At 67.9% G+C, this 26,724-nt stretch carries 20 protein-coding genes and 1 tRNA gene; 5 read left to right on the forward strand and 16 right to left on the reverse strand.

Translation table 11 applies throughout. The features are described from left to right. The first annotated feature begins 55 nt into the window (after positions 1-55). Positions 56-931, forward strand: coding sequence for a glucose-1-phosphate thymidylyltransferase RfbA (gene rfbA / locus CP980_RS13885; protein ID WP_132759735.1), 876 nt, complete (start codon positions 56-58; stop codon positions 929-931). Continuing rightward, the gene (gene rfbC, locus CP980_RS13890) at positions 928-1,530 is read left to right on the forward strand and encodes a dTDP-4-dehydrorhamnose 3,5-epimerase (protein ID WP_123513050.1); all 603 of its coding nucleotides are present in this window, start codon (positions 928-930) and stop codon (positions 1,528-1,530) included. Before rfbA ends, rfbC begins: the two co-directional genes overlap by 4 nt. Positions 1,531-1,751: 221 nt before the next feature. Here the strand turns inward: rfbC and tuf are convergent, their stop codons facing one another. From tuf to rpsL, 4 genes are all read right to left on the reverse strand, one after another. Further along, positions 1,752-2,945 carry an elongation factor Tu gene (gene tuf / locus CP980_RS13895; RefSeq protein ID WP_132759734.1) on the reverse strand — a complete coding sequence of 398 codons (1,194 nt, stop codon included), beginning with the start codon at positions 2,943-2,945 and terminating at the stop codon, positions 1,752-1,754. Positions 2,946-3,096: 151 nt separating this feature from the next. Beyond that, a complete protein-coding gene (fusA, locus tag CP980_RS13900) occupies positions 3,097-5,229 on the reverse strand; it encodes an elongation factor G (protein WP_099889942.1) in 2,133 nt (710 codons plus the stop codon). Between the two features lie 39 nt (positions 5,230-5,268). Further along, positions 5,269-5,739 carry a 30S ribosomal protein S7 gene (gene rpsG, locus CP980_RS13905; RefSeq protein WP_007265894.1) on the reverse strand — a complete coding sequence of 157 codons (471 nt, stop codon included), beginning with the start codon at positions 5,737-5,739 and terminating at the stop codon, positions 5,269-5,271. A 2-nt stretch (positions 5,740-5,741) separates the two neighbouring features. Further along, on the reverse strand, positions 5,742-6,113 hold the full coding sequence (gene rpsL / locus CP980_RS13910; RefSeq protein WP_007265893.1) for a 30S ribosomal protein S12: 372 nt from the start codon (positions 6,111-6,113) through the stop codon (positions 5,742-5,744). A 474-nt stretch (positions 6,114-6,587) separates the two neighbouring features. On the opposite strand from rpsL, the gene CP980_RS13915 reads away from it, so the two are divergent. Further along, positions 6,588-9,074, forward strand: a complete 2,487-nt coding sequence (locus CP980_RS13915) for a YfhO family protein (RefSeq protein ID WP_229907157.1) — start codon at positions 6,588-6,590, stop codon at positions 9,072-9,074. A gap of 100 nt (positions 9,075-9,174) precedes the next feature. On the opposite strand, the gene CP980_RS13920 is transcribed toward CP980_RS13915, so the two are convergent. The 11 genes from CP980_RS13920 to CP980_RS13975 all read right to left on the reverse strand — a co-directional run bounded on the left by CP980_RS13920 (position 9,175) and on the right by CP980_RS13975 (position 23,592). Continuing rightward, positions 9,175-13,074, reverse strand: a complete 3,900-nt coding sequence (locus CP980_RS13920) for a DNA-directed RNA polymerase subunit beta' (RefSeq protein WP_030154672.1) — start codon at positions 13,072-13,074, stop codon at positions 9,175-9,177. Between the two features lie 97 nt (positions 13,075-13,171). Next, positions 13,172-16,654, reverse strand: a complete 3,483-nt coding sequence (gene rpoB, locus CP980_RS13925; RefSeq protein ID WP_099889949.1) for a DNA-directed RNA polymerase subunit beta — start codon at positions 16,652-16,654, stop codon at positions 13,172-13,174. Between the two features lie 606 nt (positions 16,655-17,260). Continuing rightward, positions 17,261-17,647 (reverse strand): 50S ribosomal protein L7/L12, encoded by a 387-nt coding sequence (rplL, locus tag CP980_RS13935; RefSeq protein WP_048474779.1) that lies wholly within the window; start codon positions 17,645-17,647, stop codon positions 17,261-17,263. Between the two features lie 110 nt (positions 17,648-17,757). Further along, positions 17,758-18,288 carry a 50S ribosomal protein L10 gene (gene rplJ, locus CP980_RS13940; RefSeq protein ID WP_099889951.1) on the reverse strand — a complete coding sequence of 177 codons (531 nt, stop codon included), beginning with the start codon at positions 18,286-18,288 and terminating at the stop codon, positions 17,758-17,760. Between the two features lie 297 nt (positions 18,289-18,585). Further along, complete coding sequence (locus CP980_RS13945) at positions 18,586-19,476, reverse strand: SCO4651 family lipoprotein (protein ID WP_150528284.1); 891 nt, start codon at positions 19,474-19,476, stop codon at positions 18,586-18,588. A 74-nt stretch (positions 19,477-19,550) separates the two neighbouring features. Beyond that, positions 19,551-20,522, reverse strand: a complete 972-nt coding sequence (locus tag CP980_RS13950; protein WP_150528285.1) for an SCO4651 family lipoprotein — start codon at positions 20,520-20,522, stop codon at positions 19,551-19,553. A gap of 193 nt (positions 20,523-20,715) precedes the next feature. After that, the gene (gene rplA, locus CP980_RS13955; protein ID WP_030154662.1) at positions 20,716-21,444 is read right to left on the reverse strand and encodes a 50S ribosomal protein L1; all 729 of its coding nucleotides are present in this window, start codon (positions 21,442-21,444) and stop codon (positions 20,716-20,718) included. Positions 21,445-21,533: 89 nt separating this feature from the next. Beyond that, positions 21,534-21,968 (reverse strand): 50S ribosomal protein L11, encoded by a 435-nt coding sequence (gene rplK / locus CP980_RS13960; RefSeq protein ID WP_030154660.1) that lies wholly within the window; start codon positions 21,966-21,968, stop codon positions 21,534-21,536. A 168-nt stretch (positions 21,969-22,136) separates the two neighbouring features. Then, positions 22,137-23,048: a transcription termination/antitermination protein NusG gene (gene nusG, locus CP980_RS13965; protein WP_150528286.1), complete on the reverse strand. Its 912-nt coding sequence runs from the start codon at positions 23,046-23,048 to the stop codon at positions 22,137-22,139. Between the two features lie 84 nt (positions 23,049-23,132). Further along, complete coding sequence (gene secE, locus CP980_RS13970) at positions 23,133-23,414, reverse strand: preprotein translocase subunit SecE (RefSeq protein ID WP_030154653.1); 282 nt, start codon at positions 23,412-23,414, stop codon at positions 23,133-23,135. A gap of 105 nt (positions 23,415-23,519) precedes the next feature. Then, positions 23,520-23,592, reverse strand: a tRNA-Trp gene (locus CP980_RS13975). 219 nt (positions 23,593-23,811) lie between these two features. Between CP980_RS13975 and CP980_RS13980 the strand changes: the two genes are divergently transcribed. Together CP980_RS13980 and CP980_RS13985 are read left to right on the forward strand one after the other, a co-directional pair. Beyond that, positions 23,812-25,038 (forward strand): pyridoxal phosphate-dependent aminotransferase, encoded by a 1,227-nt coding sequence (locus CP980_RS13980; protein WP_150528287.1) that lies wholly within the window; start codon positions 23,812-23,814, stop codon positions 25,036-25,038. Positions 25,039-25,260: 222 nt separating this feature from the next. After that, on the forward strand, positions 25,261-26,280 hold the full coding sequence (locus CP980_RS13985; protein ID WP_099889955.1) for an adenosine deaminase: 1,020 nt from the start codon (positions 25,261-25,263) through the stop codon (positions 26,278-26,280). Positions 26,281-26,295: 15 nt separating this feature from the next. Here the strand turns inward: CP980_RS13985 and CP980_RS13990 are convergent, their stop codons facing one another. Next, entirely contained in the window at positions 26,296-26,712 is a 417-nt protein-coding gene (locus CP980_RS13990) for a hypothetical protein (RefSeq protein ID WP_099889956.1), read from the reverse strand. Positions 26,713-26,724 lie beyond the last annotated feature (12 nt).

The following is a 26,724-nucleotide window of genomic DNA, read 5'->3' on the forward strand; positions in this document are numbered from 1 at the left end:
CACCCACCCGGCCCGGGCCGCGGCGCCCCCCGCGCTCTCGCATAGGGTTGTGCCCATGCGTGGAATTCTCTTGGCCGGTGGCACCGGATCCCGACTCTGGCCGCTGACCCGGGCAGTCTCGAAGCAGCTGCTCCCCGTCTTCGACAAGCCGATGATCTACTACCCGCTCTCCACCCTGGTCATGGCCGGAATCAGCGAGATTCTGGTCATCACCACGCCGGAGGACCGTGCGCAGTTCGAGCGACTGCTCGGCGACGGCTCCCAGTTCGGCATACGGCTGGAGTACGCGGTCCAGGAGCGCCCCGAGGGCATCGCCCAGGCGTTCGTGCTCGGCGCCGACTTCATCGGCGACGAGTCCGTCGCCCTGATCCTCGGCGACAACATCTTCCACGGCAGCGGCCTCGGCACGCGCCTGGCGGAGCACACCGACTCCAAGGGCGGCCGGGTCTTCGCGTACCCGGTGGCCGACCCGACCGCGTACGGCGTGGTCGAGTTCGACGAGAACGGCCAGGCCATCTCCATCGAGGAGAAGCCGGTCACGCCCAAGTCCCGTTACGCGGTGCCCGGTCTGTACTTCTACGACAACCGCGTCGTCGAGATAGCCCGCAACCTGAAGCCCAGCGCGCGCGGCGAACTGGAGATCACCGCGGTCAACGACGCGTACCTCCAGGCCGGTGAGCTGAATGTCACCATTCTCGACCGCGGCACCGCCTGGCTGGACACCGGGACCTTCGTCTCCATGGTCCAGGCCTCGGAGTTCGTCCGCGTGATCGAGGAGCGTCAGGGCTTCAAGATCGGCTGCATCGAGGAGGCGGCCTGGCGGGCCGGCCTGATCGACTCGGCGCAGCTGCGCGAACTGGCCCAGCCGCTGCTCAAGAGCGGTTACGGCGACTACCTGATCGGTCTACTCGAAGAGGAGTCCTCCCGGTGAAGTTCCGTCAGCTCTCCATCGAGGGCGCGTACGAGATCACCCCGCAGCTGCACGGCGACCCGCGCGGCCTGTTCACCGAGTGGTACCGCTTCGACAAGCTGTCCGAGGTCGTCGGGCACCCGCTGAACCTGGCGCAGGCGAACCTCTCGGTGTCCTCGCGCGGCGTGGTCCGCGGCATCCACTTCGCCGACGTGCCGCGCGGTCAGGCCAAGTACGTGACCTGCGTGCGCGGCGCCGTGCTCGACGTCATCGTGGACCTGCGGGTCGGCTCCCCGACCTTCGGCCGCTGGGAGGGCGTCCGCCTCGACGACGTGGACCGCCGCGCGGTCTACATCCCGGAGGGCCTGGGCCACGGGTTCTGCGCGCTGAGCGACGACGCCACGCTTTCGTACCTCTGCTCGGAGACGTACAACCCGACCGGCGAGCACTCGGTCCACCCGCTCGACGCCGATCTGGGCATCGAGTGGCCGGCCGACGTCCCGCTGCTGTCGGCGCGTGACGAGGCCGCGCCGACGCTGGCCGAGGCGATCGAGTCGGGCCTGCTGCCCGACTACGCCGTCTGCAAGGAGTTCACCGAGTCCCTGCGCGTGACCGGCTGACGGCTGCGCGCACGGCGCGAGAGAGGGCCGCACCCCGTGATCGGGGGTGCGGCCCTCTTCCGTAGGTCCGTACGTCCGTAGGTCCGGCGCGTCCGTACGTACGGCGCGTCCGGCGCCTCCGTACGACGAAGGGCCCCTCCCCCGCCGCCGAGGCGGTGGGGAAGGGGCCCTCCCGTCAAACGTGGTGCCCGTTCGCACGGGCTACCAGGTCAGAGCACGAATTACTTCGTGATCTTGATGACCTGGCCGGCGCCCACCGTACGACCACCCTCACGGATGGCGAACTTCAGGCCCTCCTCCATGGCGACCGGCTGGATCAGCGCGACCGTCATCTCGGTGTTGTCGCCCGGCATGACCATCTCCGTGCCGGCCGGCAGGGTGACGACACCCGTGACGTCCGTGGTACGGAAGTAGAACTGCGGGCGGTAGTTGTTGAAGAACGGGGTGTGACGGCCACCCTCGTCCTTCGACAGGATGTAGGCCTGGGCCTCGAACTCGGTGTGCGGGGTGACCGAACCGGGCTTGATGATGACCTGGCCGCGCTCGACGTCCTCGCGCTTGATGCCACGGAGGAGCAGACCGACGTTCTCGCCCGCCTGGCCCTCGTCGAGGAGCTTGCGGAACATCTCGATACCGGTGACCGTGGTGGTGGTCTTGGTCTCCTTGATACCGATGATGTCGACGGTCTCGTTGACCTTCAGGACACCACGCTCGATACGGCCGGTGACGACGGTACCGCGACCGGTGATCGTGAAGACGTCCTCGACGGGCATGAGGAACGGCTTGTCGGTGTCACGCGGCGGGGTCGGGATCGACTCGTCGACGGCGGACATGAGGCCGAGGAGCTTCTCGCCCCACTCCTTGTCGCCCTCGAGGGCCTTCAGCGCGGAGACGCGGACGACCGGAAGGTCGTCGCCCGGGAACTCGTACTCGGAGAGCAGCTCACGGACCTCGAGCTCGACGAGCTCCAGGATCTCCTCGTCGTCCACCATGTCGGCCTTGTTGAGGGCGACGACGATGTAGGGGACGCCGACCTGGCGGGCCAGGAGCACGTGCTCCTTGGTCTGCGGCATCGGGCCGTCGGTGGCGGCGACCACGAGGATCGCGCCGTCCATCTGCGCGGCACCGGTGATCATGTTCTTGATGTAGTCCGCGTGACCCGGGCAGTCGACGTGGGCGTAGTGACGCGCCTCGGTCTGGTACTCGACGTGCGCGATGGAGATGGTGATACCGCGCTGGCGCTCCTCAGGAGCCTTGTCGATCTGGTCGAAGGCCGAGGCCTCGTTCAGGTCCGGGTACGCGTCGTGCAGCACCTTGGTAATGGCGGCCGTGAGGGTCGTCTTACCGTGGTCAATGTGACCGATGGTGCCGATGTTGACGTGCGGCTTAGTCCGCTCGAACTTCGCCTTCGCCACGGGGGTCCTCCTGGAGAGTGGTTCTGTACGCCTTACAGATCGGCGCCAGGTGATCTTTGCTGGAAAGCCGGCCGGTCCCCGGGGCAACGGGAGTGAATCCTGTTGCCCCAGAGGCTGCCGGTGACAAGCCTAAAGCGTGTACTCGGAAGAGTTACTCGCCCTTGGCCTTCGCGATGATCTCCTCGGCGACGTTCCGGGGAACCTCGGCGTAGGAGTCGAACTGCATCGAGTAGCTGGCGCGACCCGAGGTCTTGCTGCGGAGGTCGCCGACGTAGCCGAACATCTCCGACAGCGGCACGAGGCCCTTGACGATCTTGGCTCCGTGACGGTCCTCCATGGCCTGAATCTGGCCACGGCGGGAGTTGATGTCGCCGATGACGTCACCCATGGACTCCTCCGGCGTGGTGACCTCGACGGCCATCATCGGCTCAAGGAGCACGGGAGAAGCCTTGCGCGCGGCCTCCTTGAAGGCCTGCGAACCGGCGATCTTGAAGGCGAGCTCGGAGGAGTCGACCTCGTGGTAGCCACCGTCGAGAAGCGTGACGCGGACGCCCGTCATCTCGTAGCCGGCCAGGATGCCGAACTGCATGGCCTCCTGCGCACCGGCGTCGACCGAAGGGATGTACTCCTTCGGCACGCGGCCACCGGTGACCTTGTTCACGAACTCGTACGCCGGACCATCGGCGTCCGTGATCGGCTCGATCGCGATCTGCACCTTCGCGAACTGACCGGTACCACCGGTCTGCTTCTTGTGGGTGTAGTCGTGACGCTCGACGGCCTTGCGGATCGTCTCACGGTACGCGACCTGCGGCTTGCCGACGTTGGCGACGACCTTGAACTCGCGCTTCATACGGTCGACCAGCACCTCAAGGTGCAGCTCGCCCATACCGCCGAGGATGGTCTGGCCGGTCTCCTCGTCCGAGTGGACGTGGAACGACGGGTCCTCTTCCGCGAGACGCTGGATGGCGACACCCAGCTTCTCCTGGTCGCCCTTGGAGGCGGGCTCGATGGCGACCTGGATGACCGGAGCCGGGAAGTCCATGGACTCCAGGATCACGGGTGCCTTGTCGTCACACAGCGTCTCACCGGTGGTGGTCTGCTTCAGGCCCATGACGGCGACGATGTCGCCGGCGCCCACCGCGTCGATCTCCTCACGCTTGTTCGCGTGCATGCGGTAGATCTTGCCGATGCGCTCCTTCTTGCCCTTCACGGAGTTCAGCACCGCGGTGCCGGCCTCCAGGCGGCCCGAGTAAACCCGGACGAAGGTGAGCTTGCCGAGGTGCGGGTCGCTCATGATCTTGAACGCGAGCGCGGCGAGGGGCTCCTCGTCCGACGGCTTGCGCTTCACGACGACCTCGGCGTCACGGACGTCGTGGCCCTCGATGGCCTCGATGTCCAGCGGCGACGGGAGGTAGCGCACGACGGCGTCGAGCAGGGGCTGAACGCCCTTGTTCTTGAACGCCGTACCGCAGAAGACCGCGGTGATCGTGGGCTCGCCCTTGCCCTTGCCGGAGCCCAGGATGATGCGGCGCACGGCGGCGTGCAGCTGCTCCTCGGTCGGCTCGTCGCCGTTGAGGAAGAGCTCCATGATCTCGTCGTCGTTCTCGGCGACGGTCTCGACCAGCTTGCCGCGCCACTCTTCAGCGGCCTCGGTGTGGCTGGCGGGGATGTCGACGACGTCGTACATCTCGCCCTTGGTCGCCTCGGCGGACCAGACGAGCGCCTTCATGCGGACGAGGTCGACGACACCCTGGAAGTCGGCCTCGGCACCGATGGGGAGCTGCATGACGATCGGAACCGCACCGAGGCGGTCCTTGATCATGTCGACGCAGCGGTGGAACTCGGCGCCGGTGCGGTCGAGCTTGTTGACGAAGCAGATGCGCGGCACGCCGTAACGGTCGGCCTGACGCCACACCGTCTCCGACTGCGGCTCCACACCGGCGACACCGTCGAACACGGTGACGGCACCGTCGAGGACGCGGAGCGAACGCTCCACCTCGACCGTGAAGTCCACGTGACCCGGGGTGTCGATGATGTTGATGGTGTGGTCGACGTCCTCGAGCGGCCAGTGGCAGGTCGTCGCGGCAGACGTGATCGTGATGCCGCGCTCCTGCTCCTGCTCCATCCAGTCCATCGTGGCAGCGCCGTCGTGGACTTCACCGATCTTGTAAGACACACCGGTGTAGAACAGGATGCGCTCGGTGGTGGTCGTCTTGCCCGCGTCGATGTGAGCCATGATGCCGATGTTGCGCACCTTGGCCAGGTCAAGCGAAGTGGTAGCCATATCGGCTCAGTCTTCTCTCGGTCTCGATGTGGGTTGGGACTACCAGCGGTAGTGCGCGAAGGCCTTGTTGGACTCGGCCATCTTGTGCGTGTCCTCACGCTTCTTGACAGCAGCGCCAAGACCGTTGGAGGCGTCGAGCAGCTCGTTCATGAGGCGCTCGGTCATGGTCTTCTCACGACGGGCGCGGGAGTAACCCACGAGCCAGCGCAGCGCGAGGGTCGACTGGCGACCCGGCTTGACCTCGACGGGGACCTGGTAGGTCGCGCCACCGACACGGCGGGACTTGACCTCAAGGGACGGCTTGACGTTCTCCAGCGCGCGCTTCAGCGTGATGACCGGGTCGTTGCCGGTCTTCTCGCGGAGGCCTTCCATGGCGCCGTAGACGATGCGCTCGGCGGTGGAGCGCTTGCCGTTCAGGAGGATCTTGTTGATGAGCGACGTCACCAGAGGAGATGCGTAGACCGGGTCGATGATGACCGGGCGCTTCGGGGCGGGGCCCTTACGAGGCATTCTTACTTCTCCTTCTTGGCGCCGTAGCGGCTGCGGGCCTGCTTGCGGTTCTTGACAGCCTGGGTGTCAAGCGCACCGCGGATGATCTTGTAACGAACACCCGGCAGGTCCTTCACACGGCCACCACGCACGAGCACGATCGAGTGCTCCTGCAGGTTGTGTCCCTCACCCGGAATGTAAGCGGTGACCTCGATGCCGGAGGTCAGACGCACACGCGCGACCTTACGGAGCGCCGAGTTCGGCTTCTTCGGGGTGGTCGTGAACACACGCGTGCAGACGCCGCGGCGCTGGGGCGAAGCCTCAAGCGCGGGCGTCTTCGTCTTCTCGACCTTGTCCTGCCGGCCCTTACGGACCAGCTGCTGGATCGTAGGCACTACTTCTCCGGTTTCTGTGTGCCGTGTAGTGAAGCTAACCTGGAACTTTGCCGACCCACGCGGTCGGGTGTGTCGGATCCGGCGTGACTCCGCGCAAGCACGGAAACGCATGGATCGCGGTGGCTGAACCGGCTCTCATGCGGTTGATGGACACGCACGGGAGCCCAGGCACACCCCAGGCACAAGGTCTGAGCGTACCTACCGCATCCCATCCGGTCAAAACAAAGGCCCGCGCAGGGCGGGGGCGACATCGCCGCCGGTCATGCGCCGCTTGGGCGAGGACCCGGTGTGGCCGTGCCGACTCGCGCATGTGGTAAAGGCGTGCTAAGCGGAGCCGGACGGGGCGGCCTCCCCCGCGAACTAAACTGCCCCAGCGATTCACTTGATTCGTCCCGAAACGGCACGGGCGGCCACGGGCGCCCACAGGCGTCACGGGCGTCCACGGGCAGCCACGAGCACTCAGGGAGCGGGACATTGCGGACGGTCACCTCGGAGACGACGGCGACGGACCGTCCGCTCGTTCCGTCACCCCGCCGCCGGCCCCTGCGGCTCGTCCGCGTGCCCGCCCGCCTGCGCGGGCGCCTGTACGGACCCCTGCTGGCGTTCGTGATCACCTCGGCCGCGTTCTGCTCGGCCTGGGCCGCCCGCGGCACGTTCCCCTTCGGCAACACCGGCCGGGCCATCAACGACCAGGCCAACCAGTACGTGCCCTTCCACCGCGCGCTGTGGGACCTGGTCCACGGGCAGGCCGCCGGTGACCTCCTCTTCACCTGGCGCGGCGGCTTCGGCCAGCAGTTCCTGTCCGACTACTACACGTACCTCGGCAACCCGTTCTCCTGGCTGGCCGTCCTCGTCCCGCGCGCCCACGTCGACCTCGCCGTCTTCGCGGTCACCCCGGTCACGATGGGCGCGGCCGCGGCCGTCATGACGGTCTACCTCGGCAAGCTGCACCCCGGCCCCTGGTGGCAGCGCGCAGTCCTCGGCGCCTGCTACGGGCTGTGCGGCTGGGCGCTCAGCGACGCCTCGTACATCCCGATGTGGCTGTGGGGCCTGGTCGCGCTCCCGCTGCTCGGCATCGCCGTCGAGTGGTGCCTGGAGGAGCGCCGCTGGCCGGGGGTGGCGCTGTTCGTCGCCCTCGCCTGGTTCGGCAACTTCTACACCGCGATGATGGCCACGATGGCCGCCTGCGTCCTGCTCGCCGTCCGCCTGCTCACCCGGGACATGACCGGCCGGCAGCGGCTGCGCGCCGTGTGGCGGGCCGCGACGGCCGCCGCGACGGGCATCCTGCTGACCCTGCCGCTCCTGCTGCCTTCGTTCCTCTCCAGCGGCTCCGCCCAGCCCACCGGGGCCGGGGCCTTCACGCCCGTACGGATCGAGCTCTTCCTGGCCGGGATGCTCCCGGCCACCCACCTCTGGGGCGGCCGGCCCAGGCTCTACGTGGCCTCGCTGGGCCTGATCCTCGCCGGATCGTTCCTGTTCAACGCCGCCATCGCGCGCCGCACCCGCCTGGTGTGGGCGGCGGCGACGCTGCTCGTCGTGGCCTCGTTCCAGTTCCCGCCGACCCAGTACGCGTGGCACGGGCTGGCGGTGCCGAACGGCAACCCGTACCGCGAGGCCTTCGTCTTCAGCGGCATGGTGGTGGTCCTGGCCTGGCTGGCCCTGGCCCACCGGCCGCGCGCACTGCACGTGGCCCTGTCGGCCGCCCTGCTGGTGACGGCCACCTTCGTACTCCGCCACGCCGACGACTTCGGCGGCTGGACCTGGCCGGCGGTGCTGGTCGGCGGGGGCGTCTCGCTGCTGGCCCTGGTCCTCCTCGCGCTGGGCGAGAAGCGGCGGTACCTGATCCCCGTGGCCGCGGTCCTCATGGTCGGCGTGGTCTTCGCCGAGTCCACGGCGGCGGCCGCGAGCGCGGACTCCCGCCGCAGCCGCGAGCGCTGGGCGAAGCCGGTCCCCACCTCGAACCGCTCGATCGACGCGCACTTCGACGCCGTCCGGCAGGTGGACGGCTGGCCCGCCTACCGGACCGACTCGGGCGCGCCGCAGAGCGCGTACAACGACGCCCTCGCCCTGCGCGCGGAGGGCCCCCAGTACTACAGCAGCTACCTGCCGGAGGCCACGTACCGGGCCCTGGAGCCCCTCGGCTACGGCTACAAGAACGACGGCCGGACCTTCTTCGGGGCCGACAACCCGGTACTCGACGCGATCTTCTCGATCGGCGCCCGGATCCACCCGGGGAGCGCCCCGCACACCTGGACGGCCACGCGCTTCGAGGCCCCTCCCCTGGTCACGGTCCGCACCGGACCGTACGCCTCCCCGAACCCCGCCGACAGCGTCTACGCCCGCCAGGAGAACGTCCTCGGCGCCACCGTCTACCAGGTCCCGCAGGTCACCCGCGGGGGCAGCGCCACCGAGCAGACGTACGCCGCCCGGTGCACCCCGGGCTCCGAGGCGTACTGGTACTCCCCCGCGCTCTACGGCACCCTCACCCACGCCGGCGCGCCCCGCCCCCTGGAAGACCGGATGACGGGCGTGATCCCCCTGGGCAAGGTCCCCGCGGACGGCGGGGTGGCGGTGACGGTCCGTACCGGGACCAAGGACGCCACGGCCGGCGAGCACCCCGTCGGCTGCCTGGACCGCCCCGCCCTGGACACGGCGATCGCCTCCCTGAAGGCCACGGGCGCCACCCGGGTCACCGCGGGCGGCCACTCCATCGAGGCCACCCTCCCGAAGGGCGCCGCCGGCACGGCGGTCTTCGCGATGACCGACGTCCCGGGCTGGCAGTGCTCGGCCCCGGCGAGGAGCTTCCACGGCCTGGTCGCCCTGTCCGTCCCCGCGGGCACCGACAAGGTCTCCTGCACCTTCACCCCCAAGGGCCTCACCCCCGGCCTCGCCGCCGCCACCCTGGCCCTCCTCACCCTCACCTCGGTCACCCTCACCTCCCTCCGCCGCCGCCGGGCCTGAGGGCGTCGCCACGGCCCCGGGGCATCCCCCGGGGCCCCGGACACGAAGAAGCCCCCCGCCGCTCCTCTCGGAGCGGCGGGGGGCTTCCTCTTACGAGCTGTTAGCCGTTGTACGGGCCGTAGTCGTAGTCCTCCAGCGGGACAGCCTGGCCGGAGCCGGTGCCGAAGGGCGAGTAGTCGATGTCGTCGTAGCCGACGGCCGAGTACATCGCGGCCTTCGCTTCCTCGGTGGGCTCGACCCGGATGTTGCGGTAGCGGGCGAGGCCCGTACCGGCCGGGATGAGCTTACCGATGATGACGTTCTCCTTGAGGCCGATGAGGCTGTCGGACTTGGCGTTGATCGCCGCATCCGTCAGGACTCGGGTCGTCTCCTGGAAGGAGGCGGCCGACAGCCAGGATTCCGTCGCCAGCGAGGCCTTGGTGATACCCATCAGCTGCGGACGGCCGGAGGCGGGGTGACCGCCCTCGGTGACCACACGACGGTTCTCGGTCTCGAACTTCGAGCGCTCGACGAGCTCGCCCGGCAGGAGCTCCGCGTCGCCGGACTCGATGATCGTCACGCGGCGCAGCATCTGCCGGATGATGATCTCGATGTGCTTGTCGTGGATCGACACGCCCTGCGAGTTGTAGACCTTCTGGACTTCGCCGACCAGGTGGACCTGGACGGCACGCTGGCCGAGGATGCGCAGCACGTCGTGCGGGTTGGTGGCACCCGCGGTGAGCTTCTGGCCCACCTCGACGTGGTCGCCCTCGTGCACGATGACCTTGGCGCGCTTCGAGATCGGGAACGCCGTCTCGTCGCTGCCGTCGTCGGGCGTGATGACGATCTTCTTCGTCTTCTCGGTCTCCTCGATCCGCACGCGGCCGGCGGCCTCGGAGATCGGGGCGACACCCTTCGGGGTACGGGCCTCGAAGAGCTCGACGACACGCGGCAGACCCTGCGTGATGTCGTCACCGGCCACACCACCGGTGTGGAAGGTACGCATCGTCAGCTGGGTACCGGGCTCACCGATGGACTGGGCGGCGATGATGCCGACCGCCTCACCGATGTCGACCAGCTTGCCGGTGGCGAGCGAGCGTCCGTAGCAGAAGGCACAGGTGCCGACCGCGGACTCACAGGTCAGGACCGAGCGGGTCTTGACCTCCTCGACGCCGTTGGCGACCAGGGCGTCGATCAGGACGTCACCGAGGTCGACGTTGGCCGGCGCGATGACCTTGCCGTCGATGACGACGTCCTCGGCCAGCATGCGGGCGTAGACGGACGTCTCGACGTCGTCGGCCTTGCGCAGCACGCCGTCCTCGCCGCGGACGGCGATCTTCAGCTTCAGGCCGCGCTCGGTGCCGCAGTCCTCCTCGCGGATGATCACGTCCTGCGAGACGTCCACCAGACGACGGGTCAGGTAACCCGAGTCGGCGGTACGCAGGGCGGTGTCCGCCAGACCCTTACGGGCACCGTGCGTGGAGATGAAGTACTCCAGAACGGTGAGGCCCTCACGGAAGGACGCCTTGATCGGACGCGGGATGGTTTCGTTCTTCGCGTTCGACACCAGACCACGCATACCGGCGATCTGTCGCATCTGCATCATGTTTCCTCGGGCACCCGAGTCAACCATCATGAAGATGGGGTTCGTCTTGGGGAAGTTCGCGTTCATCGCCTCGGCAACCTCGTTGGTCGCCTTGGTCCAGATCGCGATGAGCTCCTGCGTGCGCTCGTCCTTGGTGATCAGACCGCGCTCGTACTGCTTCTGGACCTTCTCGTCCATCGCCTCGTAGCCCGCGACGATGGCCTTCTTGGCCTCGGGCACGACGACGTCGGAGATGGCCACGGTGACGCCCGAACGGGTCGCCCAGTGGAAGCCGGCCGCCTTCAGGTTGTCGAGCGTCGCCGCCACGATGACCTTGGGGTAGCGCTCCGCCAGGTCGTTGACGATCTCGGAGAGCTGCTTCTTGCCCACCGAGTAGTCGACGAACGGGTAGTCCTCGGGCAGCAGCTCGTTGAAGAGCGCGCGGCCCAGCGAGGTCTTCAGGCGGAAGCTGTCGCCCGGCTGGAACTCCTGCTCGCCCTCTTCGGCGACCGGCGGCACCCAGCCGCGCGGCGGGATGGTGCCCACCGGGAAGCGGATGTCGACGGACGACTGCAGCGCGAGCTCGCCGGCGTCGAACGCCATGATCGCCTCGGCCGTGGAGCCGAACGCGCGGCCCTCGCCCTTGGTGTCACGGAGCTCACCGTCGGTGGTCAGGAAGAACAGACCGAGGACCATGTCCTGGGTCGGCATCGTGACCGGACGGCCGTCGGCCGGCTTCAGGATGTTGTTCGAGGACAGCATCAGGATGCGGGCCTCGGCCTGCGCCTCCGCGGAGAGCGGCAGGTGCACGGCCATCTGGTCACCGTCGAAGTCCGCGTTGAACGCGGTGCAGACGAGCGGGTGGATCTGGATGGCCTTGCCTTCGACCAGCTGGGGCTCGAAGGCCTGGATGCCGAGGCGGTGCAGCGTGGGCGCACGGTTCAGCAGGACCGGGTGCTCGGCGATGACCTCTTCGAGCACGTCGTACACGACCGTGCGGCCGCGCTCGACCATGCGCTTCGCCGACTTGATGTTCTGCGCGTGGTTCAGGTCGACCAGGCGCTTCATCACGAACGGCTTGAAGAGCTCCAGCGCCATGGCCTTCGGCAGACCGCACTGGTGCAGCTTCAGCTGCGGGCCGACGACGATCACGGAACGCGCGGAGTAGTCCACGCGCTTGCCGAGGAGGTTCTGACGGAATCGACCCTGCTTGCCCTTGAGCATGTCGCTCAGGGACTTCAGCGGACGGTTGCCGGGGCCCGTGACCGGGCGACCACGACGGCCGTTGTCGAACAGGGCGTCGACGGCCTCCTGGAGCATGCGCTTCTCGTTGTTCACGATGATCTCGGGGGCACCGAGGTCGAGAAGGCGCTTCAGGCGGTTGTTGCGGTTGATCACGCGGCGGTACAGGTCGTTCAGGTCGGAGGTCGCGAAGCGGCCACCGTCCAGCTGCACCATCGGACGCAGGTCCGGCGGGATGACCGGCACGCAGTCCAGAACCATGCCCTTGGGGCTGTTGCTGGTCTGCAGGAACGCGGAGACGACCTTGAGGCGCTTGAGCGCACGGGTCTTCTTCTGGCCCTTGCCGGTACGGATGATCTCGCGGAGGCGCTCGGCCTCCTCCTCCAGGTCGAAGGACTCCAGGCGCTTCTGCAGCGCCGCGGCACCCATCGAACCGTCGAAGTACGTACCGAAGCGGTCGCGCAGCTCGCGGTAGAGCAGCTCGTCGCCCTCCAGGTCCTGGACCTTGAGGTTCTTGAAGCGGTTCCAGACCTCGTCCAGACGGTCGATCTCGCGCTGGGCGCGGTCACGGAGCTGCTTCATCTCGCGCTCGGCGCCTTCGCGCACCTTGCGGCGCACGTCGGCCTTGGCGCCCTCGGCCTCAAGCTCGGCCAGGTCGGTCTCAAGCTTCTTGGCACGGCCTTCGAGGTCCGCGTCACGGCGGTTCTCGATCTGCTGGCGCTCGACGGAGACGTGGGCCTCCAGCGACGGGAGGTCGCGGGTGCGGCGCTCGTCGTCCACGAACGTGATCATGTACGCGGCGAAGTAGATGACCTTTTCGAGGTCCTTCGGCGCGAGGTCCAGCAGGTAGCCCAGGCGCGAGGGGACGCCCTTGAAGTACCAGATGTGGGTGACGGGAGCGGCAAGCTCGATGTGGCCCATCCGCTCACGACGCACCTTGGCGCGCGTGACCTCGACGCCACAGCGCTCACAGATGATGCCCTTGAAGCGGACACGCTTGTACTTGCCGCAGTAGCACTCCCAGTCCCGGGTCGGACCGAAGATCTTCTCGCAGAAGAGTCCGTCCTTCTCGGGCTTGAGGGTGCGGTAGTTGATGGTCTCCGGCTTCTTGACCTCGCCGTGCGACCAGGTTCGGATGTCGTCCGCGGTGGCAAGGCCGATCCGCAGCTCGTCGAAGAAGTTGACGTCGAGCACTGTGCGTCAATCCCTCTTTCGGGGTCGAGTCTCAATCATGGTCTGAACGGTCCCGGGGATGACGGGGGGCTCTTGAGCGAGCCCCCCGTCAGGCCCGTCAGACCTCTTCGACGCTGCTCGGCTCACGCCGGGACAGGTCGATACCGAGCTCCTCCGCCGCGCGGAAGACGTCCTCGTCGGTGTCGCGCATCTCGATGGACATGCCGTCCGAGGACAGCACCTCCACGTTGAGGCAGAGCGACTGCATTTCCTTGATGAGCACCTTGAAGGACTCGGGAATGCCCGGCTCGGGGATGTTCTCGCCCTTGACGATGGCCTCGTAGACCTTCACTCGGCCGGTGACGTCGTCGGACTTGATGGTCAGCAGCTCCTGGAGGGCGTAAGCGGCGCCATAAGCCTCAAGCGCCCACACCTCCATCTCACCGAAGCGCTGGCCACCGAACTGCGCCTTACCACCCAGCGGCTGCTGCGTGATCATCGAGTACGGACCGGTCGACCGCGCGTGGAGCTTGTCGTCGACCAGGTGGTGGAGCTTGAGGATGTACATGTACCCGACCGAGATCGGGTCCGGGAACGGCTCGCCGGAGCGGCCGTCGAACAGACGCGCCTTGCCGGACGGGAGGACCAGGCGGTCACCGTCGCGGTTCGGGATCGTGTGCTCGAACAGGCCGGCGAGCTCGTCCTCGCGGGCGCCGTCGAACACCGGGGTGGCGACGTTGGTGCCGGGCTCGACGCGGTCGGCGCCGATGGCCTTCAGTCGCTCGGCCCACTCCTCCGCGAGGCCGGAGACGTCCCAGCCGCGGCTGGCGAGCCAGCCGAGGTGGATCTCCAGGACCTGTCCCGGGTTCATTCGGGACGGGACACCCAGCGGGTTCAGGATGATGTCGACCGGCGTGCCGTCCTCAAGGAAGGGCATGTCCTCGATCGGAAGGATCTTGGAGATGACGCCCTTGTTGCCGTGGCGGCCGGCGAGCTTGTCACCGTCGGTGATCTTGCGCTTCTGGGCGACGTAGACGCGGACCAGCTGGTTCACGCCCGGAGGAAGCTCGTCGCCCTCCTCGCGGTCGAAGACGCGGACACCGATGACCTTGCCGATCTCACCGTGAGGGACCTTGAGCGAGGTGTCACGCACCTCGCGGGCCTTCTCACCGAAGATCGCGCGGAGCAGGCGCTCCTCGGGGGTCAGCTCGGTCTCACCCTTGGGCGTGACCTTGCCGACGAGGATGTCGCCGGCGACGACGTCCGCACCGATGCGGATGATGCCGCGCTCGTCGAGGTCGGCGAGGACCTCCTCGGAGACGTTCGGGATGTCCCGGGTGATCTCCTCGGGGCCCAGCTTGGTGTCACGGGCGTCGACCTCGTGCTCCTCGATGTGGATCGAGGAGAGGACGTCGTCCTGCACGAGGCGCTGCGACAGGATGATCGCGTCCTCGTAGTTGTGGCCTTCCCACGGCATGAACGCGACGAGCAGGTTCTTGCCGAGGGCCATCTCGCCCTCTTCGGTGGCCGGGCCGTCGGCGAGGACCTGGGCCTCGACGATCCGGTCGCCCTCGTTGACGATGACCTTCTGGTTGACCGAGGTGCCCTGGTTCGAGCGGGAGAACTTGGCGACGCGGTACGTGGTGTACGTGCCGTCGTCGTTGGCGACGGTGATGTAGTCGGCCGAGACCTCCTGGACGACACCGTCCTTCTCCGCCTTGATCGAGTCGCCGGCGTCGACCGCGCAGCGGTACTCCATGCCGGTGCCGACGAGCGGGGCCTCCGCCTTGATGAGCGGAACGGCCTGGCGCATCATGTTCGCGCCCATGAGGGCGCGGTTGGCGTCGTCGTGCTCCAGGAAGGGGATCATCGCGGTCGCGACGGACACCATCTGGCGCGGGGAGACGTCCATGTAGTCGACGTCGTCGCCGGCGATGTAGTCGATCTCGCCGCCACGACGGCGGACCAGTACGCGGTTCTCGGTGAAGCGCATCTCGTCGTTCAGGCCGGCGTTGGCCTGGGCGATGACGAAGCGGTCTTCCTCGTCGGCGGTCAGGTAGTCGACCTCGTCGGTGACGACGCCCTCGACGACCTTGCGGTACGGGGTCTCGACGAAACCGAACGCGTTGACGCGACCGTAGGACGCGAGCGAGCCGATCAGACCGATGTTCGGGCCTTCAGGGGTCTCGATCGGGCACATGCGGCCGTAGTGCGACGGGTGCACGTCACGGACCTCGAAGCCGGCCCGCTCACGGGACAGACCACCGGGACCCAGCGCCGAAAGACGACGCTTGTGCGTCAGACCCGACAGCGGGTTGTTCTGGTCCATGAACTGCGACAGCTGGCTGGTGCCGAAGAACTCCTTGATGGAGGCGACGACCGGCCGGATGTTGATCAGGGTCTGCGGCGTGATCGCCTCGACGTCCTGCGTGGTCATGCGCTCGCGGACGACGCGCTCCATACGGGCCAGACCCGTGCGGACCTGGTTCTGGATGAGCTCGCCGACGTTGCGCAGACGACGGTTGCCGAAGTGGTCGATGTCGTCGGTCTCGACGACGATCGAACGGCCCGACTCACCGGTCGTCTCGGTCTCGCCCGCGTGGAGCTTCACGAGGTACTTGATCGTCGCGATGATGTCGTCGGTGGTGAGCACACCGGCGTCCAGCGGCTCGTCGGCGCCGAGCTTCTTGTTCACCTTGTAGCGGCCGACCTTGGCGAGGTCGTAGCGCTTCGGGTTGAAGTAGAGGTTCTCAAGCAGCGTCTGAGCGGCCTCGCGGGTCGGCGGCTCGCCCGGGCGCAGCTTGCGGTAGATGTCGAGCAGCGCGTCGTCCTGGCCCTGGGTGTGGTCCTTCTCCAGGGTGGCGCGCATGGACTCGTACTCGCCGAACTCCTCCAGGATCTGCTCGGTGGTCCAGCCGAGAGCCTTCAGGAGGACGGTGACGGACTGCTTGCGCTTGCGGTCGATGCGGACACCGACCATGTCGCGCTTGTCGACCTCCATCTCCAGCCAGGCACCCCGGGACGGGATGATCTTGGCGGAGAAGATGTCCTTGTCGGACGTCTTGTCGATGGAGGAGTCGAAGTAGACACCGGGGGAACGGACGAGCTGCGACACCACGACACGCTCGGTGCCGTTGATGACGAAGGTGCCCTTGTTGGTCATGAGCGGGAAATCGCCCATGAAGACCGTCTGAGACTTGATCTCACCGGTCTCGTTGTTCGTGAACTCGGCCGTGACGAAGAGCGGCGCCGCGTACGTGAAGTCGCGCTCCTTGCACTCGTCGACGGAGTTCTTCGCCGGCTCGAACCGGTGGTCGCGGAACGTCAGCGACATCGAACCGGAGAAGTCCTCGATCGGCGAGATCTCCTCGAAGATCTCTTCCAGACCGGACTTGGTGGGAACGTCCTGTCCACTCTCGAGCGCCGACTCGACGCGAGACTTCCAGGCTGCATTGCCGAGCAGCCAGTCAAAGCTCTCGGTTTGCAGCGCCAGGAGGTTCGGAACCTCGAGGGGCTCCTTGATCTTTGCAAAGGAGATGCGCAGCGGGGCGGTGCTGGCACCGGTGTTCGTATTGGTCGAGGCGTTGCGCGAGGCGGCCAAGAGGGGGTCCTTCCGAGGGCTCGGACTCACTACGCGCGTACCGGTCCCAGCTGACACAGAAGACGGCCCGCCTGATTCGGCCGAAAAGACCTGGTCAGGGCGTATCGATCAAGTGTGCTCAAGCGTGGGCATGCCCCTGGCGACGGGCAGGGGGCAGCTAACAGGCAGCGCAAAGGGTCAGTGTAGCCACTTGGCTCACTGATGTCCAGACCAGGTTTCCGGAAACCGGCAACAGGCCTTCCCCATGTCGTTGAAACCAACCCTGCGACCCTGCGTCCAACACGCGACCCCGATGGCTCTCGCACACGGAGCGCGTATCAGTACTGCCCTCTTCGTAGTCGATCCATGCCTCGGATCCTCGATCCGTGCGTCGGATCTCGGACCGATCCGATCGATCCCACAACGGGACTGAGAATTGCGCGCCGCGTCCCGTTCGTCAAGGCCCCCTGCTCCGTGCGGATCAGCTCAGGATCCTGCCGCGGGGCAACGATGATCACCCTACTCACCAACGAGACCAGGGCAAGTCAGGCACTGCGGGTACGCCAAAGGGCGACCACCCTTACGGGTGATCGCCCTTGGTTGGGGCCCCAGAGGGCCCCAGAGGTGTTACTTGACCTCGACGGCCGCACCGGCGCCCTTGAGGGCCTCGGCGGCCTTCTCGGCGGCGTCCTTGGCGACCTTCTCGAGGACGGGCTTCGGCGCACCGTCGACGAGGTCCTTGGCCTCCTTCAGACCCAGGGAGGTCAGCTCGCGCACGACCTTGATGACCTGGATCTTCTTGTCGCCGGCACCGGTGAGGATGACGTCGAACTCGTCCTTCTCCTCCTCGGCGGCGGCGGCGTCGCCACCACCCTGACCCGGGGCGGCAACGGCGACGGCCGCGGCGGCGGTGACGTCGAACTTCTCCTCGAAGGCCTTCACGAACTCGGAGAGCTCGATGAGGGTCATCTCCTCGAACTGGGCGAGGAGGTCGTCCTGAGAGAGCTTCGCCATGATGGGCGATCCTTCCACTAATTCGGCAGGTGCCGGATGTATATAGAGGCGGGCGTAACGGCCCGCTACGACCCACGCACTAGGCGGCGTGGATCAATGCGCGAGCCGAATTACTCGGCACCGCCCTGCTCGGCGAGCTTGACGCGAAGCGCTTCCGCAGTGCGGACGAACTTCGACGGCAGCGCCTGGAAGAGCGAGGCAGCCTGGGACTGCTTGCCCTTGAACGCGCCGGCCAGCTTGCTGAGCAGAACCTCGCGGGACTCGAGGTCCGCGAGCTTCTTGATCTCATCGGCGGTGAGCGCCTTACCATCAAGGACACCCGCCTTGATGATGAGGTTCGGGTTCTCCTTGGCGAAGTCACGCAGGCTCTTCGCCGACTCCACCGGGTCACCGGTGATGAAGGCGACCGCGGTCGGACCAGCGAAGTGCTCGTCCAGCGCGGTGATCCCGGCCTGGTTGGCCGCAATCTTGGTCAGCGTGTTCTTCACCACGGCGTACTGGGCGTTCTCACCGAGAGAGCGACGCAGCGTCTTGAGCTGCGCGACGGTGAGACCCCGGTACTCGGTCAGCACGGCGGCGTTCGAGCTCTGGAACGCGTCCTTGAGCTCGGCTACCGATGCAGCCTTGTTGGGCGTCGGCATATGCGTTCGCCTCCTTCCGGGTGATGAGGACCGCTCAGAAGGGGCTGACATACGAAACGCCCCGGCGCAGGCGCCAGGGCGTAGCTCAACCGGAACGGAATTCCGGGAACAATCCAAGGTCACCTGCGCAGGACGTCCGCAATTGGCGGATCCTTCGGCCGCCGCACCCTCACGGGCACGACAACGACCAGCGGTCTTTGGCTTCTCCGGAAGAGTACGTGAACCGGCCGACCCGAGGCAAATCGCCTCAGGACCACCCCGGGGAGCCGCCAGGAAACCCGGGCGGCCCCCGAGGACTCAGGAGCCGCCCAGACCGCCCAGACCCGCGTCCTTCAGGGTCTTGTCGGCCTCCTTCAGGGTGTCGTCGACGCCCTTGAGCTTGTCGTCGATGCCCTTCATCACGTCGTCGAAGTCGGCCACCTGGTCCGCGGGCGGCGCGCTGACCGGAGCGGTCGTGCCGTAGCCGGAGAACTTCGCCGAGACCTTCGTCGTGCCGTCCTTGGTGCCCTGCGCCGAGTCGACGCGGACGGGGTAACCGTCCTTGCCGATCCACAGGTCCACGTCGAGGGAGGTGTACTCCTTGAGCGCCTCGTGGAGGTACTGCCGGTTCGCCGCCTCCATCACCTTGGTGGACTCGTCCGCGGCGAGCAGGTCGGCGTTGGTGAGGGCGGCCTTGAAGTGCCGGGCCTCCCCGCCGTCGATCTGTTCGGTGCCGACCAGCGTCACCTTCTGCTGGCCCAGGAGCACGGCGAGGTAGTCGGCCGGGTCGTCGTTGAACCGGGAGCGGGGCTTGCCGTCCTTGTTCAGGTTCATCTTCATCCAGGACTTGCCCTCCAGGGGCTTGTCCGAGTGGGTGTAGACGACGTCGCCGATCATGACCTGGTTGGCGCCGTCCCCCTTGTCGTCGATGGCGGTGGTCGACGGGTACCAGCCCTTCGTGCCCGAGAGCTGTTCGGCCTTGCCGCTGCCCGAGGTGATGGTCATCCCGTACGTGGCGAACTTGGCGGCCACCGTCTTCGCGTAGGACGCCTTCACCGCCTCAGCCGGCGTCTCGGCCTTGGCGGCCCCGGCGGTCTTGGCGTCGCCCTTGCCGTCGGCCTTGCCGGTCCCGCACGCAGTGAGCCCGCCCACGAGCAGTGCGGCCCCCGCCGCCGCGATCCCGGCCCGGGTCAGTACGGCCGTGTTCATCGGTGTTCCCCCATGGGTGGTTCTGGTGGTTCTGGTGGTTCTGGTGTTACGAGAGGCCCCGCGAGCGGGCGGGCTCAGGTGCCTGATGCGTCGGCGCCGGCGCCGAGGTCCTTGAGCATCGCGAAGAGGTCGAGGGTCTCGTTCTCCGGCGGGGTCTGGACGGTCGCCGTCGTGGCGTAGTCGGAGTACGAGGCGTCCAGGTCGAGCGAGCCCTGGGGCGTGCCGATGGCGACCTTCATGCGGGCCGGGTAGCCGTCCTTGTTCACCCAGACGTCCATGTCGTAGCCCTTGATGCCGGCCTTCTTCATGGCTTCGGTGAGCTTCGCGCGATCGGCCTCGGGCAGCGCCTTGGAGCCCTCGTTCGCGGCGAGCATCTCCTCGAAGGTCAGGGTGCCCTTGTAGTGCTGGGCGTCGGCGCCCTCGACCTTCTCGGAGCCGACGAGCTTCACGTTCGGCGAGGCGAGCAGCAGGGCCAGCTGCTTGGCGGGGTCCTGGTTCTGGTCCATCCCGCTCATGCCGCCCATGCCCCCGGCGCCGCCGAACTTCTTCAGCACCTCGGCGTCCCCCGAGGCCTCGGCCGCGGCCTTCATGTCGAGCTTCATCCAGCGCTTGCCGTCCATGCCCGCGGACATCGGAGAGTCGGCCGGCATCTCCATGTACATGACGTCCTTGGACATGACCATGCGCATCGAGTCGACGCCGGCCTGTCCGAGCCCGCCCTTCATGGTGATGTCCATGACCTGCGGGTCCCATCCCTGGACGCCCGTCATCTCGATGTTCTCGCCGCCGAGCCCGCCGGACATCTTCATCGTCATGCGCACCTTGGCCGACTTGGCGGCCGAGGTCTTCTTGTAGGCCGCGGTGAGGGCCTCGGTGGCCGAGCCGCCCGCGACGGGCGCGGAGGGCTGCGCGGAGGCCGCGCCGGCGGCCTTGCCGGAGTCTTCCTTCTTGCCGTTGTCGCACGCGGTGGCCCCGCCCACGAGCAGTACGGCGGCCAGCGTCGCGCCGGCGGCCTTCCTCCGGTACGCGGCACGGTTTGCAGACATAGAGATCCCCACCCCTGTGTGATCGTTCGTTTTCACACCGACCCTACGTTCCACCGCCCCGCCCCCGCGCGCCGGTTACCGCCCGGTTGCGGGTTATGTGGCCCGAAACACGGAAAACGGGCCCCTCGCCGCCCTGTGAAAGGGGCGAGGGGCCCGTTTCAGCCACTCAGGTGAGCCGGGGGCTCAGCGGAGCTCAGACAGCGGCCGGGTCTTCCTCGACGAGGAGGTTCCGGGTGCGGTTCGAGTCCAGCTGGATGCCGGGGCCCATCGTGGTGCTCAGGGCGGCCTTCTTGACGTAGCGGCCCTTCGCGGCGGACGGCTTCAGACGAAGGATCTCGTCCAGGGCCGCACCGTAGTTCTCGACCAGCTGCTCATCGGTGAAGGAGACCTTGCCGATGATGAAGTGCAGGTTCGAGTGCTTGTCGACGCGGAACTCGATCTTGCCACCCTTGATCTCGGTGACAGCCTTGGCAACGTCCATGGTGACGGTGCCGGTCTTCGGGTTCGGCATCAGGCCACGGGGACCGAGCACGCGGCCGAGGCGGCCGACCTTGCCCATGAGGTCCGGAGTGGCGACAACCGCGTCGAACTCGTTCAGGCGGTTGCCCTTGGCGATCTCGTTGATCAGCTCGTCGTCGCCGACGATGTCGGCGCCGGCGGCTTCCGCGGCCGCAGCACGGTCACCGGTCGCGAAGACCAGGACCCGGGCGGTCTTACCGGTGCCGTGCGGGAGGTTCACGGTGCCACGGACCATCTGGTCGGCCTTGCGCGGGTCGACACCCAGGCGGAAGGCGACCTCGACGGTGGCGTCGAACTTGGTCGTGGAGGTCTCCTTGGCGAGACGGACGGCCTCGAGCGGGGCGTACAGCTTCTCCCGGTCGACCTTGGCGTCCGCAGCGCGGAGAGTCTTGCTGCGCTTCACTTCTGCTCCTGTATTTCGGCTTCAGGCATGGAGTCGTGGTGCGGACCAGCGCTTGGTCCTACCACTGGTGGTGCTGGGGGGTGGCTGGATCAGCCTTCGACCGTGACGCCCATCGAGCGCGCGGTGCCGGCGATGATCTTCATCGCGGCGTCGACGTCGTTGGCGTTGAGGTCGGGCATCTTCAGCTCGGCGATCTCGCGGACCTGGGCGCCGGTGAGCTTGGCGACCTTGGTCTTGTGGGGCTCGCCGGAGCCCTTCTCGATGCCCGCGGCCTTCAGGATGAGGCGCGCGGCCGGCGGAGTCTTGGTGATGAAGGTGAAGGTGCGGTCTTCGTAGACCGTGATCTCCACCGGCACGACCATGCCACGCTGCGACTCGGTCGCGGCGTTGTAGGCCTTGCAGAACTCCATGATGTTGACGCCGTGCTGACCGAGCGCGGGGCCGACCGGCGGAGCCGGGTTGGCCGCACCGGCCTTGATCTGGAGCTTGATAAGCCCCGTGACCTTCTTCTTCTTGGGAGGCATTGCTCTCTCCGGGTCCTAGTGAGAGTTTTTCGCCGCCAATCCGGTCATCCGGATGGAGGCATACCGCACCACGATAACGGGTATCGGAGCGGGGCTAAAAACCGAGCAGGTCAGACCGCCCTTCACGGGGCGATCTGACCTGTCCGGAAGCGTTGGCTCAGAAGATCGTCAGTTCTTCTGGATCTGGTCGAAGCTGAGCTCGACCGGGGTCTCGCGACCGAAGATCTCGACGAGGCCCTTGACCTTCTTCGAGTCAGGGTTGATCTCGTTGATGGTCGCCTGCAGCGTCGCGAACGGGCCGTCGGTGACGGTGACCGAGTCGCCGACCTCGAAGTCCAGGACCTCGATGGTGCGCTTGACCGCGGGGGCCGGCAGACCGGCGTCCTCGGCGGCCTGCTTGGCGGCCTTCTCCTGCGCCTCCGGGGCGAGCATCTTGACGATCTCGTCCAGGGTCAGCGGGTACGGGTCGTACGCGTTGCCCACGAAGCCGGTGACACCGGGGGTGTTGCGGACGACGCCCCAGGACTCGTTCGTCAGATCCATGCGGACGAGAACGTAACCGGGCAGCTTGTTCTGCCGGACGTTCTTGCGCTCGCCGTTCTTGATCTGGACGATCTCTTCCTCGGGCACCTCGGCCTGGTAGATGAACTCCTCGACGTTCAGCGAGACGGCGCGCTGCTCCAGGTTGGCCTTCACGCGCTTCTCGTAGCCCGCGTAGGTGTGGATCACGTACCACTCGCCGGGCAGGAGGCGCAGCTCGTCGCGCAGGGCCTGGATCGGGTCGACGGGCTCGGCGTCGGCGGCCTCCTCGGCCTCCTCCGCGTCCTCGTCGGTGCCGGCCTCGTCCTCGACCGCGGCGTCCTCGTCCTGGTCGGAGTCCTCGCCGGCCTGCGCGTCGTCCGCGGTCTCGTCGACCTCGTCCTCGACGTGGAGCGCGGCCTCCTCGGCGGCGGCACCCGCCTCGGCGTCGGCAAGCTCGACCTCGTCCGGGTCCACAGCGTCTGCCGCCTCGACGATGTCGAGCTCGTCCTCGACGGACTCGACGGAGTCGTGGCTCGCGTTCAGGTTCGGGTCAGACACGGTGGCTGCTTCTTCCTGGATACAAAAGGTGGTCGAACATGCGAAAACGGGCGGCACCCATCAAGGCGCCGCCCTCCGCGGGGATCAGCCGAAGACGAACTTGATGGCTTCCTGGAACCCATAGTCAATCACGGTCACCAGACCGATCATGATGACGACGAAGACAATCACCACGGTGGTGTACGTCGTGAGCTGGTTGCGCGTGGGCCAGACGACCTTGCGGAGTTCCGCGATGATCTGGCGGTAGAACAGCGCGAGCCGACCCAGAGGACCCTTCTTCCCGCGCTTGCCGCCCTTGCGGGCCTTCTTCTCGCGGGTGTCGTCCTCGGCGTCAGGCATGTCGATGGAGCCCAGGGCGTCCGTCACGTCTCTCACCTGAATCCGGGTCGTGGCCGTAGCCGCGCCCGGTTGCGCCGCACGGCGTTGCATCGAAGTACGTACCTGCGCACACGTCCGAGAAGGAGTGTGAAGCAGGGCCGGAGGGACTCGAACCCCCAACCGCTGGTTTTGGAGACCAGTGCTCTACCAATTGAGCTACGACCCTTTGTTGCGTCCCCCAACCTACCGCATCCAGACGGGTGCACGGAGTGCTCGCGCTCTGGAGTGACCGGCAGGGGCCAACGACGAGTGAGTGTACGTGTTCCTGGACCTGACGTCGAACGTAGCCCTCGACCTGACATCTAACAGAGCACATTCCCGACCGGTCCGTCCGATGACTGAAACGGCGTGCGGGGCTTCTGAGGCGTCTGGGACGATTGGCCTCATGACCTCTGAGACGCCTTCCGCCGAGCGCCGCGTATCCGCCCGCATCGGCGCCATTTCCGAGTCCGCCACCCTCGCCGTCGACGCCAAGGCCAAGGCCCTCAAGGCCGCCGGGCGCCCGGTGATCGGCTTCGGCGCCGGCGAGCCCGACTTCCCGACCCCCGACTACATCGTCGAGGCGGCGGTCGAGGCCTGCCGCAACCCGAAGTACCACCGCTACACGCCGGCCGGCGGCCTGCCCGAGCTCAAGACCGCGATCGCCGCGAAGACGCTGCGCGACTCGGGTTACGAGGTGGACGCGTCGCAGGTCCTGGTGACCAACGGCGGCAAGCAGGCGATCTACGAGGCGTTCGCGGCGATCCTGGACCCGGGCGACGAGGTCATCGTCCCGGCTCCGTACTGGACCACCTACCCCGAGTCGATCCGCCTCGCCGGCGGTGTCCCGGTCGAGGTCGTCGCCGACGAGACCACCGGCTACCGCGTCTCCGTCGAGCAGCTCGAAGCCGCCCGCACCGAGCGCACCAAGGTCGTCCTGTTCGTCTCCCCCTCGAACCCGACCGGCGCCGTGTACTCCGAGGCCGATGCCGAGGCCATCGGCCGCTGGGCCGCCGACAAGGGCCTGTGGGTCCTGACCGACGAGATCTACGAGCACCTGGTCTACGGCGAGGCGAAGTTCGTCTCCCTGCCGGCGATCGTCCCCGAGCTCGCCGACAAGTGCATCATCGTCAACGGCGTCGCCAAGACGTACGCGATGACCGGCTGGCGCGTGGGCTGGATCATCGGCCCCAAGGACGTGGTCAAGGCCGCGACCAACCTGCAGTCGCACGCCACCTCCAACGTCTCCAACGTGGCCCAGGTCGCGGCGCTCGCCGCCGTCTCCGGCAACCTGGACGCCGTCCACCAGATGCGGACGGCCTTCGACCGCCGCCGCCAGCTGATCGTGCGGATGCTGAACGAGATCGACGGCGTGTTCTGCCCGACCCCCGAGGGCGCGTTCTACGCGTACCCGTCGGTCAAGGAGCTCCTCGGCAAGGAGATCCGCGGCAAGCGCCCGCAGACCTCCGTCGAGCTGGCCGCGCTGATCCTGGACGAGGCCGAGGTCGCGGTCGTCCCGGGCGAGGCCTTCGGCACCCCCGGCTACCTGCGCCTGTCGTACGCCCTGGGCGACGCGGACCTCGTCGAGGGCGTGTCCCGCATCCAGAAGCTGCTGGCGGAGGCCAAGGCCTAGGCCTGAGGCGGCCCGCGGAACGGTGAAGACGGGTGGGGGCGGTCGTCCGTACGGACGACCGCCCCCACCGCTTCCGGGGTCCGGGGCACCCCCGGGGAACGGGCGGGGCGGGTGGGGGACGGTCCCGCAGGGCCCGCCACCGGCCCCGCTCTCGCGTTCGAGCAAGCCCCCGATTGGCAAAACCCCCTCCCGCCGAGCGCAGCGGTGCGGCAGGATCACCGGATGGAGCACGTACGCGATCTCACGCTTCTGCCGAAAGCCCACCTCCACCTGCACTTCACCGGGTCGATGCGCCCCTCGACCCTCCTGGAGCTCGCCGACAAGTACGGCGTGCGCCTCCCCGACGCCCTGACGGCGGGCGAGCCGCCCCGGCTCCGCGCCACCGACGAGCGCGGCTGGTTCCGCTTCCAGCGGCTGTACGACGCCGCCCGCTCCTGCCTGCGCGAGCCCGAGGACATCCGCCGGCTGGTCCGCGAGGCCGCCGAGGAGGACGTACGGGACGGCAGCGGCTGGCTGGAGATCCAGGTCGACCCGACCTCCTACGCCCCCCTGCTCGGCGGCATGATCCCGGCCGTCGAGATCATCCTGGACGCCGTCGAGGCGGCCTCGCGCGAGACCGGGCTCGGCATGCGGGTCCTGATCGCCGCCAACCGCATGAAGCACCCCCTCGACGCCCGGACCCTGGCCCGCCTCGCCGTCCGCTACGCCGACCGCGGCATCGTCGGCTTCGGGCTCTCCAACGACGAGCGCCGCGGCATGGCCCGCGATTTCGACCGGGCCTTCGCCATCGCCCGCGAGGGCGGCCTGCTCGCGGCCCCGCACGGCGGCGAGCTCACCGGTCCCGCCTCCGTCCGCGACTGCCTGGACGATCTGCACGCCTCCCGCATCGGTCACGGCGTACGGGCGGCCGAGGACCCCCGGCTGCTGAAGCGGCTCGCTGACCGGCAGATCACCTGCGAGGTCTGCCCGGCGTCGAACGTCGCCCTCGGGGTCTACGAGCGGCCCGAGGACGTCCCGCTGCGCACCCTCTTCGAGGCCGGGGTGCCGATGGCGCTGGGCGCCGACGACCCGCTGCTGTTCGGGTCCCGGCTGGCGGCGCAGTACGAGATCGCCCGCCGCCACCACGCGTTCACGGACGCGGAGCTCGCCGAGCTGGCCCGGCAGTCCGTGCGCGGGAGCGCCGCGCCGGATGACGTGCAGGACAAGCTGCTGGCCGGGATCGACCACTGGCTGGCCACCTGAGCCGGCCACCGGGGCTCACCGCGTGAGCCGCAGGTCGCCTTCCCAGCAGTCGGCCCGGACCCGGTCCCCGTCGGGGAAGCCGATCTCCAGCTGCGTGCGCCCGGTCCGCGGCGCCGCGAACTCGGCCACGCTCGCCACCGTGTCCCCGAGGTGGCGCAGGAAGGGGTGGTCGCCGAGGTCCTCGCCGACCTCGATGCGGCCCCACTCCCCCATGTCGTACGGCTCGTGCGGCGCGGCGGATTCGACGATGAGGCAGCCGTCGGACCCGGTGCTGATCCTGGTGGACTCGCCCTCGCTGTCGATCAGCCAGACGTCGAGCGGTGCCTCGGAGCGTTCGCCCTCGCAGACGTGCCAGGACGCGACGATCCTGCTGATCGTGCGTCCCACCAGGCGGGTGGGGTCCGTACCGGCCCCGTGCAGTGGACAGAGCATGGCGGCCGGGAC

Source organism: Streptomyces vinaceus (assembly GCF_008704935.1).
In the GTDB taxonomy this organism is placed as follows: Bacteria; Actinomycetota; Actinomycetes; order Streptomycetales; family Streptomycetaceae; genus Streptomyces; species Streptomyces vinaceus.

Bases quoted from the DNA above. Each gene is read 5' to 3' on its own strand.
- CP980_RS13980 (WP_150528287.1), top strand. From the start codon at position 23,812: ATGACCTCTGAGACGCCTTCCGCCGAGCGCCGCGTATCCGCCCGCATC.
- rplJ (WP_099889951.1), bottom strand. From the start codon at position 18,288: ATGCCGACGCCCAACAAGGCTGCATCGGTAGCCGAGCTCAAGGACGCG.
- CP980_RS13985 (WP_099889955.1), top strand. From the start codon at position 25,261: ATGGAGCACGTACGCGATCTCACGCTTCTGCCGAAAGCCCACCTCCAC.
- rfbA (WP_132759735.1), top strand. From the start codon at position 56: ATGCGTGGAATTCTCTTGGCCGGTGGCACCGGATCCCGACTCTGGCCG.
- CP980_RS13945 (WP_150528284.1), bottom strand. From the start codon at position 19,476: ATGAACACGGCCGTACTGACCCGGGCCGGGATCGCGGCGGCGGGGGCC.
- CP980_RS13990 (WP_099889956.1), bottom strand. From the start codon at position 26,712: ATGCTCTGTCCACTGCACGGGGCCGGTACGGACCCCACCCGCCTGGTG.
- rpsG (WP_007265894.1), bottom strand. From the start codon at position 5,739: ATGCCTCGTAAGGGCCCCGCCCCGAAGCGCCCGGTCATCATCGACCCG.
- CP980_RS13950 (WP_150528285.1), bottom strand. From the start codon at position 20,522: ATGTCTGCAAACCGTGCCGCGTACCGGAGGAAGGCCGCCGGCGCGACG.
- rplL (WP_048474779.1), bottom strand. From the start codon at position 17,647: ATGGCGAAGCTCTCTCAGGACGACCTCCTCGCCCAGTTCGAGGAGATG.
- fusA (WP_099889942.1), bottom strand. From the start codon at position 5,229: ATGGCTACCACTTCGCTTGACCTGGCCAAGGTGCGCAACATCGGCATC.
- rplK (WP_030154660.1), bottom strand. From the start codon at position 21,968: ATGCCTCCCAAGAAGAAGAAGGTCACGGGGCTTATCAAGCTCCAGATC.